This is a genomic window from Clavibacter michiganensis, assembly GCF_002151125.1.
In the GTDB taxonomy this organism is placed as follows: Bacteria; Actinomycetota; Actinomycetes; order Actinomycetales; family Microbacteriaceae; genus Clavibacter; species Clavibacter michiganensis_C.
In genome coordinates this window covers 382,828-396,020 of sequence record NZ_MDJZ01000005.1, presented here as the reverse complement: position 1 = coordinate 396,020, position 13,193 = coordinate 382,828, and the positions used below count along the sequence as shown (strand labels likewise).

The window sequence follows — 13,193 nt, the reverse complement described above, 5'->3', positions numbered from 1 at the left end:
CGCCACGCTGGACGCATGGCCACCCGGATCCCGACCCCCGTCCCCGCGGACGCCGCGTCCGCGCCGCTGCCCGCCGACCTCCGCGACCTGTTCGAGGCCGGGCCGGGCTACCTCTCCGCGTGCACCATGGGCCTCCCCACGCGCGAGACCGTCGAGCGCCTGCGGGCGGACCTCACGACGTGGTCGGCCGGCGGATCCACCGCGCACGGCTACGGCGGCGTCGTCGAGGGCGTGCGCTCGTCGTACGCACAGCTCGTCGGCGTCCCCGTCGGATCCGTGGCCGTCGGCTCGCAGACCGCGTCCTTCGTCAGCGTGCTGGCCGCCGCCGTGCCCGCGGGCGCCGAGGTGCTGTGCGTCGCGGGCGACTTCAGCTCGCTCACCTACCCCTTCGTCGTCGCGGAGGCGCGCGGCGTGGTCGTGCGGCACGTGCCGCTCGAGGAGCTCGCGGCCGAGATCGGCCCGCGCACGCACCTCGTCGCGTTCTCCCTCGTGCAGTCCGCCGACGGCCGGGTCGCCGACGTCGCCGCGATCCGGGAGGCCGCGCGGATCCACGACGCCTTCACCCTCTGCGACACCACGCAGGCCGCGGGCGCGATGCCGATCGACGCGAGCCAGTTCGACGCCACCGCCTGCCATGCGTACAAGTGGCTCTGCGCCCCGCGCGGCGCGGCGTTCCTCACGCTGTCGGACCGGTACCGCCGGACGCTCGTCCCGGTGCAGGCCAACTGGTACGCGGGCGCCGACGTGTGGGCGTCCTGCTACGGGCCCGCGATGGCGCTCGCCGAGGACGCGCGCGCCTTCGACGTGTCGCCCGCCTTCGGCGCGTGGGTGGGCGCGGCCCCCGCGATCGCGCTCTTCGCGCGGCTCGACCTCGACGCGGTGCACCGCAGGAACGTCGGGCTCGGCGACCTCGTGAGCGCGGGCCTCGGCATCGAGCCGCGCGGGCAGGCGATCGTGACCTGGCCGGACGCGGACGGGACCGACCTCGCCCGGCTCGGGGCCGCGGGCATCGTCGCATCGGGCCGCGCGGGCCGGGCGCGCATCGCGTTCCACCTCTGGAACGACGAGGACGACGTCGAGCGCGTGGTGGCGGCGCTGCGCAGCTGACGGGTCCGCCGCGACGCGATTCTTCGAGCTGGGAATAAGCCGGGCGTGCGCCAGTTGGACATCGAGTCGGTCCACGCCGGCCGCCCCCGTCCGCGGCGCCCCGCGCCCCCCGCGAATCCCGAAGGAACGCTCCGTGTCGTCTGCCGTCCTCCACCCCGGCGACGCGCTCTCCCGCCGGGAGCGCATCGTCTACATCATCGTGCTGGGCGCCCTCGTCGGCCTCGGCCCCTTCACGATCGACCTCTACCTGCCGGCCTTCCCGGTGCTCAAGGACGAGTTCGGCGTCTCGGACGCGGCGATCCAGCTCACCCTCACCGGCACGACCATCGGGTTCGCGCTCGGCCAGCTCGTCGTCGGCCCGTGGAGCGACCGGGTGGGTCGCCGCCTGCCGCTGATCGTCGCCTCCATCGGCCACATCCTCGCGTCGCTGGGCGCCGCGCTCTCGACCGACGTCACGATGCTGCTCGTCTTCCGCGTGCTCCAGGGCGCGGGCGCCGCGGCCGGCGCCGTCGTCGCGATGGCCATGGTCCGCGACCTCTTCGGCGGCCGTCCGCTCGTGCGGATGCTGTCGCGTCTCGCCCTCGTGACCGGCCTCGCGCCGATCCTCGCGCCCGTCATCGGCTCGCAGCTGCTCCGCATCGTCGACTGGCGCGGCGTCTTCTACGCGCTCGCCGCGTACGGCATCGCCGTCGTCATCGCCGTGGTGTTCCTCATCGTCGAGACCCTGCCCCGCGAGGAGGTCGTCGTCGAGGAGAAGGGGGCGCTGCTGCGCCGCTACCGCAACGTGCTCCGGGACCGCGTGTTCGTCGGCGTCGCGATCATCGGCGGCATGCAGTTCGCCGGGCTCTTCTCCTACCTCTCCAGCTCCTCCTTCCTGTTCCAGGACGTGTACGGCTTCGACGCGCAGCAGTTCGGGATCCTGTTCGGCGTCAACTCGCTCGGCATCGTGATCGGCAACCAGGTGGCCGCGCGCCTCACCAAGCACGTCGGGCCGCAGTGGATCCTCGCGGGCGTCGTCGTGGTGCAGTTCGTCTCGAGCGCCCTCATCGTGCTGCTCGGCACCTTCACCGACGCGGGGCTCCTCGGCACCCTGATCCCGCTGTTCTTCTTCATCCTCGCCTGCGGCTTCGGCTTCCCCTGCGTGCAGGTGCTGGGCCTCGTCAACCACGGGCACGAGGCGGGCACCGCGGCGTCGCTGCTCGGTGCCGTGAACTTCGGGCTCGCGGGCGCGATCTCGCCCATCGTCGGCGTGCTCGGCATCACGTCGGGCGTGCCGATGGCGTCCGTCATGGGCGCGTGCGCGGTCGTGTCGATCCTCTCCATGTGGCTCATCGTGCAGCCGCGGACGGTGCCGGCCCTCACGAACTGACGGCCGTCGCCCGCGCGGGGACGCTGGGTAGGGTGAGGCCATGAGCCCCGCCCGCGACCCGGCCCGCCTCCGGGGGATCGACGCCGCGCGCGGGCTCGCGGTCCTCGGGATGATGGCCGCGCACGTCGCCGTGCCGCGCACCCTCGTGCTCGACGACCCGGCGTCCTGGCTCGCCGTCACCGACGGGCGGTCGTCCATCCTGTTCGCGACGCTGGCGGGCGTGTCCATCGCGCTCATGTCGGGACGCGAGCGGCCGGCGGACGGGAGCGACCTCGCGCGCGTGCGGCTGAGGATCCTCGTGCGCGCCGCGTGCCTGTTCCTCCTCGGCGGGCTGCTGGCGTCGCTGCAGACCTACGTCGCGGTGATCCTCGAGGTCTACGCCGTGCTGTTCGTCGCCGTGCTGCCGCTGCTGCGCTGGCGCGCGTCCCGGCTGCTGGCGCTCGCCGCGGTGGCCGCCGTCGCGCTGCCGGTCGCGACGACGGCCCTCGTGATCCACTTCGACGGCGTCGTCATGCGGCCCGACCCGTTCGTGCTCCTCGTGGTCACCGGCCACTACCCGGCGCTCACCTGGGTCGCGTTCGCGATCGCGGGCCTCGGGATCGGCCGGCTCGCGCTCCGCTCCGCGCGCGTCCAGCTGCTGCTCGTGACGGTGGGCACCGGCCTCGCCGTCCTCGCCTACGGCGGCTCGGCGCTCCTCGAGGCGGCGCTGCCCGCCCCGCGGCCCGGGTGGGAGTTCATCCTCTCGACGACGCCGCACGAGGGGTCGCCGTTCGAGGTGGTGGGGTCCGGCGGCTTCGCCATCGCGGTCATCGGGCTGTGCCTGCGGATCGCCGCCCTCCTGCCCGCCGTCCTCGTGCCGCTGGAGGCCGTCGGGCAGCTCGCGCTCACCGTGTACGCGGTGCACATCGTGGTCATCGACCTCGTCGCGCCCGAGGGCGACCTCATCGCGGACGACGGCGCGTACCTGGCGTTCGTCGTCGTGACGGTGGTGCTCTGCCTGCTCTGGACGCGGATCCTCGGGCGCGGTCCGCTCGAGCGCGCGCTCGGCGCCGTGGCGGGGCGCGCGTCGGACCTGGCGCCGCGCGGCTCCCGGGAGCGCGCGCCGGAGGGCGTCCGCTAGAGCGTGCGGCCGGGGCCCGGGCCCGGGCGAGCGTCGCGTGCCGACGCCCCGAGCCGGAGCAGCGCCTCCACCCGCGGGCGGCGCGCGGCGTCGTCGACGGCCCACGCCGCGGACAGCGCGCACCACGCCTCCGTCCACGCGAGCACGGCGTCGAGGTCCGCGCCCGTCTCCTCGGCGACCACGCGGGCCCGCCGCGCCAGGCGTCCGGGGCGCAGCGCGATCGCGGGGGTCGGGTTCGCGAGGACGTTCGCCGCGTCGAAGCCGGGGTCGCCCACGAGGGCCTTGGGGTCGATGGCGCGCCAGTCGTCGCCGTCGTCGGCGTCGCGGGATCCGCCGCCGAAGCGCAGGACGTTGCCGTGGTGGACGTCCCCGTGCAGCACCGCGGTCTGCCCGGATCCGGCGAGCAGCTCCCGGGCGACCGCCTGGCCGCGGGCGAGGCCGCGGGGGAGCGGGCGGACGGGCTCGACCAGCTCGCGGAACCAGACGGCGAGCGGGACCGCCTCGCCGACGACCCGCGCGTCGAGCGGCACGCGGTGCAGCCGCCGGGCGGCGCGGGCGAGGATCCGCGTGGCCCGGTCGTCGCGCGCGTCCGCGTCCGGTCCGTCCGCGGACGCCTCCCGCACGAGGATCCCCGGGTCGTCCGCGCGCGCCATGAGCAGGGCGCCGTCGGCGTCGGAGGCGAGCACGGGAGCGGCGCCGCGGCCGTCCCACGCGGCCATCAGCCGGCCGCCGCGCCGCTCCTCCTCCACGAGCGGCACCTTGAGCATCAGGCGCGCGCCGTCGCGGCGGACGGGGGCGAGGACGCTGCTGGCGGTGCGGACGGCCGGGCCGTCCGGATCCAGCCGCCAGCGCTCGAGGAGGGGCCGGAGCCCCGCGGGGATCGCGTCCATCAGAGCCGGATCGACACGGGGACGCCCGTGAGCGCCATGATCCCGACCACGGCGCCGATCGCGCCGACGCCCAGGAGGACGAGGGCCCCGGCCAGCGCGATCCGCGACCGCTCGTACCAGGGCAGGATCCCGCGGCGGGACCCGCGCAGCTCCGCCATCGTCAGCACCTTCGCCTGCTCCGTGAGCGGGAGGTCGAGGTCGGCGGCCAGCGAGCGCATGGTCCACAGGTCGTACACGTGCCCGCTGAGGCGGAGGAGGAGCCGGCCGTCGACGTCCAGCACGAACAGGCGCGGCTGCGTGTCGAGCGTGAGCCCCTGGTAGACGTGCACCACCAGGAGCTGGCGCACGGCGCCGCGGCGGATGCGCGTGCGCCTCCCCAGGAAGCGGGACTCGACGTCGCCCGTCGCGTAGGAGATGCGCACGTACGAGGTGAGGTACAGCGCGGCGAGGAGGGCGCCGAGGAGCGCGACCACGACGACGCCGAGGATCACGGCGGCCGCGTTCCCCGTGGGGACGGCGAGCACCAGGAGCGCCGCCCCCAGCGGGACGACGAGCGCGAGCGTCGCGAGGGCGAGCTGCCGCAGGAGCGCCGTGCGCGGGCGCATCAGCGCGCTCGGGCCGTCGCGGAGCGCGTCGCCGTCGTGCTGCACGTCGCCTCCGGTCGTCGGATGCCGACGCCGTCGCCGCGTCCGCCGTCGTCCGGTGCGCGGCCCGCGTCTCGGGACGGGCTGCGCCCGCGGGTGCGGGCGGGACGACCGGTCCAGCCTAGGCGGGTGCGCGGCGGGCGGGCAGGGGCGCTATGGGGGACACGGGGAACCGGCAGGGGTACAGCGGCGCGTCGCCCGGGACGGCGAGAGCCCCGCCGGACCGGGGTCCGTCGGGGCTCTCGTGCGACTGGCGGAGGATAGGGGATTCGAACCCCTGAGGGCTTTCACCCAACACGCTTTCCAAGCGTGCGCCATAGGCCACTAGGCGAATCCTCCATGACGCGTGCCGCTGGCGTCAGGAACGCGGCGGCACCCGTCGATACTACCTGCCCGCGACCAGGCTCGATGCACCCGGGGTGTCCAGCAGTCCCGCGAGGGCCCGCCGCGACGGCGCGCCGAGCTTCGCGCGCGCCTGGTAGAGGTGCGACTCGACCGTGCGGACGGACAGGAACAGGCGGCCGGCGATCTCCCGGTTGCTCAGCCCCTGCGCCGCCAGCACGCCGATCTCGAGCTCCCGCCGGGTCAGCATGCTCACGTCGAGGGCCGGCGCGACGGGGGTCGTGGCGGCCGCGGGTGCACCGCGGTCGATGCGTGCCTGGATCCGCGCGAGCGCCGCACGCGCGTCGGCGAGCGCGGGGTAGGACGCGTCGCCCCCGAGCATCCGGAGGAGGTCCTCGCAGGCGACGCGCGCCTCCGGCTGCAGGCCAGCCGCCTCCAGCGTCCGCACGCCCTGCGCGACGAGCGCGGCGTCGCCGGTGCGGGACCCCTCGACCACCTCGGCCATGCCGTGCAGGGCCGGGACGTCGGTGCGGTCGCGCACCAGCCGGGCGCCCGCGACGAGGCGGGGGTCGGTGGATCCGAGCGTCCAGGCGCGGAACAGCATGCCCGCCCGGAGCGCGTGCGCATCCCCGCTGAGGTCGCCCACGTCGAGGAGCAGCGTCGCCGCCTCCTCCGGCCGGCCTCGGGACGCGAGGATCTCCACGTGCACGCCCTCGGCGAGCATGCGCTGGTACGGGTAGCGCGGGTCGGCGCGGTGCGCTATCCCCGTCGCGATGCGCTCGGCCTCGTCGGGGCGGCCTCGGAGCGCGAGCACGCGGGCGCGCTGCATCCCGATCCAGAGCCGCCAGGTGCCGATGTCCGGGCCGATGAGGCGGTCGTCCGCGAGGGTGAGCTCTGCCTCCGCGCGGTCGAGCCGCCCGAGGTCGAGGGCCACGCCGCCCATGATCGCGCCGAGGACGGGGATGAACCACTGCGCGTCCTGCGCGATCGCGGACTCGACCCACGCGTCGAGCTCGCGCTCGAGGTCGGGGAGGTCGAGGCGGCACAGGCGTCGGCTGAACGCGCTCGCGGAGAGCAGCTCGAGGCGCGCCTCCTCGAGGAGGATGTCGTCGTAGGTCCCGAGGCGGTCGGCGCGGCCGGCGACGAGCCCCAGCCCGTGGTCGATCGCGTCGCCGAGCTCCGCGCCCCGACCGAGGTGGCCGAGCGCGAGGACGACCGTGCGCTGCGCCCGGAGGAGCACGAGCGGGCTCGACGTGAGGGAGGCCGCGTCGCGGGCCGCGGCGAGCGCCGCCTCCCACTCCATCAGCCCGAGCGACATGGCGGAGTCGATCACGGCGGCCTGCGCGCGCTCGTCGGGATCCGCGTCCGCGTCCCGCGCGACGCCCTCGAGCAGCCCGCGGACGCGGTCGGTCCCCGGCATCGCGGCGAGCGTCGACAGGACGCGCCAGTGCAGCGCCTCGACCCGCTCGGCGGGCGTGAGCCCCGCGTCGTCCAGCGAATCGAGGACCTCCATCGCGCGGGCGGGGTTGCCGAGGACGGTCAGCGCACGCGCGGTCTCGCAGGCCGCGTACGCCTCCGATCCGCACTGCGAGGCGACGCCCGCGAAGGCGAGCGCGTCATGGGTCATGCCGACGTCGTTGGCCAGGCGCGCGGCGACCAGGTGCACGGACGCGAGGGTGCCCGGACCGAAGCGCTCGAGGGCCTCGCGCCGGCGGTCGTCGGTGAGCGTCCGCGCGATCAGCAGGCTCTCCTTGGGGCTGAGCGGCACGCCGTGCGCGGCCTCCTGGAGGAGCGAGCGCACCACCCGGCAGGTGAGGGCCTCGACCGCGTCCGGGTCGGTGCGGGCGAGGGCGGCCTCGGCCTCCAGCAGGTCGGCGCGGAGGATCCGGTCCCCCTGTCCCTGCACGCGCGCCAGTCCGCGCGCGCCGAGCACCCGCAGGATCGTCTCGCCGAACAGGCGGGCGGCGCGCTGGTACGGCACGCCGTCGAGGCGCGCCAGGAGCACGAGGGTGCTGCGCTCGTCGTCGCCGAGCTTCGAGACGCGGGAGGAGACGAGCTCGAGGATGCGGGCGCGCGGTGCGTGCGGGCTCGGGAAGGCGTAGCCGGTGACGCTCCGCTCCGTGCCGTCGGACTCGAGCGCCTCGAAGGTCAGCTCGCGGACGAGGAAGGGGCGGCCGGCGCTGCGGCGCTGGATCTGCACCCGCGTCGCCTGGTCGAGCGCCACCTGGCCGGCGATGGAGTCGATCATCGCGTCGACCTCGGCCGGGTCGAGCGGGGAGAGGTCGAGCCGCTCCGCGTAGCCGTTCCGCCAGAGGCCGAGGATCTCGTGCGCGGCCTGCGCCGTGCGCGCGGCCGGGTCGCCGCCGGGTCCGGGATCCCGGGCGAGGAGCTGTCGGGCGTCGCCGCCGGTGTCGTCGACGGTCACGAGCAGCGTGCAGCGCTCGCCCGCCCGGGCGTCGGCGAGCGCCGTGCGCAGCTCGGGAGTCATGAGGTGGGCGTCGTCGACGACGACCACGGGGCGCGCGGTCGGGACCGGCCGGGCGGAGCGGAGCCCGGGGGCCGGGTCGATGACCCGGCGGAGGACGTCCGCGAGGTCGGGCGTGGAGGCGTGGGCGCGGATCACCGTGAGGCCGCTGCGGGTCAGGGCGTCCGCGACGCGTCCCGCGACGTGGCTGCGACCGGATCCGACGCTGCCGGTGACCACGGCGCTCGTGCCCGCGGCGAGCCAGCGCTCGAGCGTCTCGAGGTCGCGTGCCCGGCCGGCGCGGCCCGGAGCCGGACCCTCGACGTTCGTCGACCTCAGGTAGGTGCGCGTCATCTGCTTCATGTGACCCCCGTCGCGGAAAGCGGTGGTTCGCACCGCATCCCCCGAGGCCGCGCGATCCCTGTGCATCCATCTTGCGCGGAATGCGGGGTCCCGACCAGGTCGACCGACGTTTACTGATCGGATGCACCGCGGAAATAAGTAGTCCGCACTGTGGGGGACACGGCCCGGGGCTCCTAGCGTGTTGTCCATGTCCGGGCATGGGGATGCTCCGGACGGTGCGCTCCGGCGCACGATGCGTGCGATGCACGGGAGGACGACGGCTTCGGGTGCCGTCGCCCCGACGCGTCGCCCGCGGCACGACCCGGGTGCCTCAGCAGGCCCGGAAGCGGATGACGGCCCCCTCCGGGGAGGAGGGGGCCGTCATCTCCGACGCGCGCGACGCGCGCGGCGAGCGGGTGCCGCTAGTAGCGGAGGCCCGCGATGGCCTCGGCGACGGGCTCCTCGCCCGAGATCGCCTCGAACTGGACGCGGACGCCCGTGCCGTCGATGAGCGCGGTCGCGACGATCTCGGCGACGTCCGCGCGGGGGATGGTGCCGCGGCCGGTGGAGCTGCCGACCTGGATCCGGCCGGTGCCGGGGTCGTCGGTGAGGCCGCCGGGACGCACGATGGTCCAGTCGATGTCGCGGGCACGCAGGTCGGCGTCCGCCTCGGACTTCGCGCGCTGGTAGATCTCGTAGGTGTCGTCGCTGTCGGGGTCGAAGCCGTCGACGGCCATGGCGGAGATCATGACGTAGCGGGTGATGCCCGCCTGCTGGGCGGCGTCGGCGAGCAGGATGGCGCCGTCGCGGTCGATGGTGAGCTTGCGCTCGGGTCCCGAGTCGGGACCGCCGCCCGCCGCGAAGACCACGGCGTCGGCTCCCTGGAGCGCCTCGGCGACCTGGGAGACGTCGCTCTTCTCCAGGTCGAGCACGAGCGCCTCCGCCCCGGCCTCGGCGAGGTCGGACGCGTGGTCCGGGTTGCGGACGATGCCGACGGGCTGGTGGCCCTGGTCGGCGAGGCGTCGTTCGAGCAGTCGGGCGATCTGGCCGTGTCCTCCGGCGATGATGATGCGCATGCCACCCACGGTACGCCCGGCGCGGTGACCGGCTCCTGATCGCCGCCGGGAGCCCGGATCCCGCCCGGCGTCCGGTACACTCGGTGTCGGCTCCTCGCGTGGTGCCATCCAGGTGAACTCCCCCAGGGCGGAGACGCAGCAAGGGCAGCCGGGCTCTGGCAGGTGCGCGAGGGGTCTTCTCCTTTTAACGCGGGCAGGCTGCCGTGCAGGCGACGCCCATAGGCTTGCCGCATGGCTCGGAGCATCTACATCACGTCCGCCGAAGGGCACTCGGGAAAGTCGACGGTCGCGCTGGGCGTGCTCGACACCCTCACCCACCAGATCCAGCGCGTGGGCGTGTTCCGGCCCATCGCCCGCTCCATCGTGGAGCGCGACTACGTGCTCGAGGCGCTGCTCTCGCACGACGGCGTGGACCTCGACTACGACGAGTGCGTGGGCGTCACCTACGACGACGTGCACGCGGATCCCGAGGCCGCGCTCTCCCGCATCGTCGAGCGCTACAAGGCCGTGGAGGCGAAGTGCGACGCCGTCGTCATCGTCGGCAGCGACTACACCGACGTCGGCAGCCCCACCGAGCTGTCCTTCAACGCGCGCATCGCGGCGAACCTCGGCGCCCCCGTGCTGCTCGTGCTCACGGGCCGCCGCGCCGACGAGACCGGCGGCCGCAGCCCCGACGAGATGCGCCAGATCGCCGACCTCGCCATCCCGGAGCTGGTCACCGCGCACGCGGGCCTCCTCGGCGTCGTCGTGAACCGCGCCGACCCCGAGCAGCTCGACGCCATCACGGCCGCGATCCCCGCGGCCGTGCCCGCGTCGCTCCAGGCGCGGGCGCCGCACGTGCCCGTCTGGGCGATCCCGGAGGACGCGTTCCTCGTCGCGCCGACCGTCGCCGAGCTGCTGACGGCCGTCGACGGCGAGCTCGTCAAGGGCGACCCCGCGCTCCTCAGTCGCGAGGCGCTCGGCGTGGTGGTCTCCGCCATGTCGATGGAGAACGTGCTGGCGCGGCTCACCGAGGGCGCCATCGTCGTGATCCCCGGCGACCGCAGCGAGGTCCTCCTCGGCGTGCTCACGGCCCACGCCTCCGAGACCTTCCCGACCGTCGCGGGCATCGTGCTGAACGGCGGCTTCGCGCTGTCGCCCACGATCGAGACGCTCATCGCCGGGCTCGACCAGACCCTCCCGATCATCTCCACCGAGCTCGGCACCTACGAGACGGCGAAGCGCATCACGCAGACCCGCGGCCGGCTGTCGCCCGAGTCGGCCCGCAAGATGGACACGGCGCTCGCCGCCTTCGAGCAGCACGTCGACACCTCGCGGCTGCTCGAGCTCCTCGACGTCAGCCGCTCCGACGTCGTCACGCCGCTCATGTTCGAGTACGGCCTCATCGAACGGGCCCGGAAGGCCGGCAAGCGGATCGTGCTGCCCGAGGGCACGGACGACCGCGTGCTGCGCGCCGCGGGCACGATCCTCAGCCGCGGCATCGCCGACGTCACGATCCTCGGCGAGGAGATCGAGGTGCGCTCGCGCGCCATCGGCCTCGGCATCGACATCGGCCGCGCGACCGTGCTCAGCCCGTTCGACGCCGTGCTCCGCGAGCGCTTCGCCGAGGAGTACGTCAAGCTGCGTGCGCACAAGGGCATGGTGCTGGACATCGCGCGCGAGACCGTCACCGACGTGTCCTACTTCGGCACGATGATGGTGCAGCTCGGCCTGGCCGACGGCATGGTCTCCGGCGCTGCGCACACCACGGCGCACACCATCCGGCCGGGGTTCGAGATCATCAAGACCACCGCAGGCGTCTCCGTCGTCTCGTCCGTGTTCCTCATGGCGCTCGCCGACCGCGTGCTCGTCTACGGCGACTGCGCCGTGAACCCGGATCCCACGGCCGACCAGCTCGCCGACATCGCCATCTCCTCGGCGGAGACCGCGGCGCAGTTCGGCATCGAGCCGCGCATCGCGATGCTGTCGTACTCGACGGGGGAGTCGGGAGCGGGCGCCGACGTGGAGAAGGTGCGCCAGGCCACGGCGCGCGTGCGGGAGCTGCGGCCGGACCTCGCGGTCGAGGGCCCCATCCAGTACGACGCGGCGGCGGACGCGGCGGTCGCGGCCACCAAGATGCCCGACTCGCAGGTCGCCGGCCGCGCGACGGTGTTCATCTTCCCGGACCTCAACACGGGCAACAACACCTACAAGGCCGTGCAGCGCTCGGCCGGCGCGGTCGCCATCGGGCCCGTGCTGCAGGGCCTCCGCAAGCCCATCAACGACCTCTCGCGCGGCGCGCTCGTGCAGGACATCGTCAACACCGTCGCCATCACCGCCATCCAGGCCGAGGGGATCGAGGCGGGCTGAGGTCCGTCCGTCCGCTCGCCCGTCCCGCTCGTCCCCGCCCGTTCCGCTCGTCCCCGTCCGTCCCGCTCGTCCCCGTCCGCCGCACCCGTCAGGAGCCCGCCCGTGCCCGTCGTCCTCGTCGTCAACTCCGGATCGTCGTCGTTCAAGTACCAGCTCATCGAGATGGACACGGAGTCCGTGCTCGCGTCCGGGCTCGTCGAGCGCATCGGCGAGCCCACCGGATCCACCCGGCACAGGGCGGGCGGGGACTCCTCGGAGCGCGAGCTGCCCATCGCCGACCACACCGCCGGGTTCCAGGCCATGCTCGACGCCTTCGCCGAGCACGGCCCCTCGCTGGACGAGAACCCGCCCGTCGCCGTCGGCCACCGCGTCGTCCACGGCGGGGACGTGTTCGTCGAGCCCACCGTGGTCACCGACCGGGTGAAGGCCGACATCGACGACCTCTCGGCCCTCGCGCCGCTGCACAACCCGGGCGCGCTGCAGGGGATCGAGGCGGCTCAGACCGCGTTCCCCGACGTGCCGCACGTCGCCGTCTTCGACACCGCGTTCCACCAGACGCTCCCGGCCGAGGCGTACACGTACGCGATCGACCGGGAGCTCGCGGCCGCGCACCGCATCCGCCGCTACGGGTTCCACGGCACGAGCCACAAGTTCGTCTCGGAGGCCGCCGCGGAGCTGCTCGGGAAGCCGCTGGAGGAGACGCGGATCATCGTGCTGCACCTCGGCAACGGCGCCTCGGCGGCCGCGGTGCAGGGCGGCCGCTCCATCGACACGTCGATGGGCCTCACGCCGCTCGAGGGCCTCGTGATGGGGACGCGCTCCGGCGACATCGACCCCGCGATCCTGTTCCACCTCGCCCGCCACACCGACCTCGGGCTCGACGAGCTCGAGACCCTGCTCAACCGGAGGAGCGGGCTGCTCGGCCTGACCGGGCTCGGTGACATGCGCGACGTGCAGCGCGCCGCGGCCGACGGCGACGAGGCCGCGCAGACCGCGCTCGGGGTCTACCGGCACCGGATCCGCCACTACGTCGGCGCGTACGCGGCGCAGCTCGGCGGCGTCGACGCGGTGGTGTTCACCGCGGGCGTCGGCGAGAACAACCCGCTCGTGCGCCGCCGCTCCCTCGCGGGGCTCGAGTTCATGGGCATCGGCATCGACGACGACCGCAACGAGCTCATCAGCTCCGAGCCGCGCTTCGTGAGCCCCGAGGGGTCGCCCGTCGCGGTGCTCGTGATCCCCACCGACGAGGAACTCGAGATCGCCCGCCAGTCGTTGGCGGCCACCGGGAGCTGACCCGACGCATCCGCCCGAGAGGCCCGCGATCCGACCGGATAGCGGGCCTCTCGTCGTCCCGCCCGCGCCCGACCCGGTAGTCCCGCTGGGATGACCACTGGGATCGCCGCCGGGAGCAGACCGGTGGTGCCCAGTGTTGTCGGGTCCTGAGTCGGCTGCGAGCCTCGGAGGGCCGGGGGCAGCTGGGGGCACCTCTC

Annotated in this window: 9 protein-coding genes, 1 tRNA gene and 1 other RNA gene; 6 read left to right on the top strand and 5 right to left on the bottom strand. The window is 74.6% G+C overall.

Going from position 1 to position 13,193, the window contains the following annotated elements:
• The first annotated feature begins 15 nt into the window (after positions 1–15).
• From BFL37_RS04400 to BFL37_RS04390, 3 genes are all read left to right on the top strand, one after another.
• On the top strand, positions 16–1,107 hold the full coding sequence (locus tag BFL37_RS04400; protein WP_086513928.1) for an aminotransferase class V-fold PLP-dependent enzyme: 1,092 nt from the start codon (positions 16–18) through the stop codon (positions 1,105–1,107).
• A gap of 133 nt (positions 1,108–1,240) precedes the next feature.
• A complete protein-coding gene (locus BFL37_RS04395) occupies positions 1,241–2,476 on the top strand; it encodes a multidrug effflux MFS transporter (protein ID WP_086513927.1) in 1,236 nt (411 codons plus the stop codon).
• Between the two features lie 40 nt (positions 2,477–2,516).
• Positions 2,517–3,596, top strand: a complete 1,080-nt coding sequence (locus BFL37_RS04390; protein ID WP_086513926.1) for a heparan-alpha-glucosaminide N-acetyltransferase domain-containing protein — start codon at positions 2,517–2,519, stop codon at positions 3,594–3,596.
• Here BFL37_RS04390 and BFL37_RS04385 read toward each other — a convergent pair.
• The 5 genes from BFL37_RS04385 to BFL37_RS04365 all read right to left on the bottom strand — a co-directional run bounded on the left by BFL37_RS04385 (position 3,593) and on the right by BFL37_RS04365 (position 9,354).
• Complete coding sequence (locus BFL37_RS04385; RefSeq protein ID WP_086513925.1) at positions 3,593–4,486, bottom strand: aminoglycoside phosphotransferase family protein; 894 nt, start codon at positions 4,484–4,486, stop codon at positions 3,593–3,595. The two genes, BFL37_RS04390 and BFL37_RS04385, sit on opposite strands and share 4 nt — an antisense overlap.
• The gene (locus BFL37_RS04380) at positions 4,486–5,136 is read right to left on the bottom strand and encodes a hypothetical protein (protein ID WP_086513924.1); all 651 of its coding nucleotides are present in this window, start codon (positions 5,134–5,136) and stop codon (positions 4,486–4,488) included. The genes BFL37_RS04385 and BFL37_RS04380 overlap by 1 nt, the downstream gene beginning before the upstream one ends.
• 245 nt (positions 5,137–5,381) lie before the next feature.
• Positions 5,382–5,469, bottom strand: a tRNA-Ser gene (locus tag BFL37_RS04375).
• Positions 5,470–5,515: 46 nt separating this feature from the next.
• Positions 5,516–8,299 carry a LuxR C-terminal-related transcriptional regulator gene (locus tag BFL37_RS04370; protein WP_241533851.1) on the bottom strand — a complete coding sequence of 928 codons (2,784 nt, stop codon included), beginning with the start codon at positions 8,297–8,299 and terminating at the stop codon, positions 5,516–5,518.
• A gap of 401 nt (positions 8,300–8,700) precedes the next feature.
• Positions 8,701–9,354, bottom strand: a complete 654-nt coding sequence (locus BFL37_RS04365; RefSeq protein WP_086513922.1) for an SDR family oxidoreductase — start codon at positions 9,352–9,354, stop codon at positions 8,701–8,703.
• An 85-nt stretch (positions 9,355–9,439) separates the two neighbouring features.
• Here BFL37_RS04365 and ffs point away from each other — a divergent pair.
• From ffs to BFL37_RS04350, 3 genes are all read left to right on the top strand, one after another.
• An RNA gene (gene ffs / locus BFL37_RS04360) (signal recognition particle sRNA small type) lies at positions 9,440–9,536 on the top strand.
• A 49-nt stretch (positions 9,537–9,585) separates the two neighbouring features.
• Positions 9,586–11,703, top strand: coding sequence for a phosphate acetyltransferase (gene pta / locus BFL37_RS04355; protein ID WP_086513921.1), 2,118 nt, complete (start codon positions 9,586–9,588; stop codon positions 11,701–11,703).
• A 102-nt stretch (positions 11,704–11,805) separates the two neighbouring features.
• Entirely contained in the window at positions 11,806–12,996 is a 1,191-nt protein-coding gene (locus BFL37_RS04350) for an acetate/propionate family kinase (protein ID WP_086513920.1), read from the top strand.
• Positions 12,997–13,193: the final 197 nt, after the last annotated feature.

What these genes read in the sequence shown, in the direction of transcription:
- BFL37_RS04400 (WP_086513928.1), top strand. Translation starts at nt 16, where the DNA reads ATGGCCACCCGGATCCCGACCCCCGTCCCCGCGGACGCCGCGTCCGCG.
- BFL37_RS04390 (WP_086513926.1), top strand. Translation starts at nt 2,517, where the DNA reads ATGAGCCCCGCCCGCGACCCGGCCCGCCTCCGGGGGATCGACGCCGCG.
- BFL37_RS04385 (WP_086513925.1), bottom strand. Translation starts at nt 4,486, where the DNA reads ATGGACGCGATCCCCGCGGGGCTCCGGCCCCTCCTCGAGCGCTGGCGG.
- BFL37_RS04370 (WP_241533851.1), bottom strand. Translation starts at nt 8,299, where the DNA reads ATGAAGCAGATGACGCGCACCTACCTGAGGTCGACGAACGTCGAGGGT.
- BFL37_RS04365 (WP_086513922.1), bottom strand. Translation starts at nt 9,354, where the DNA reads ATGCGCATCATCATCGCCGGAGGACACGGCCAGATCGCCCGACTGCTC.
- pta (WP_086513921.1), top strand. Translation starts at nt 9,586, where the DNA reads ATGGCTCGGAGCATCTACATCACGTCCGCCGAAGGGCACTCGGGAAAG.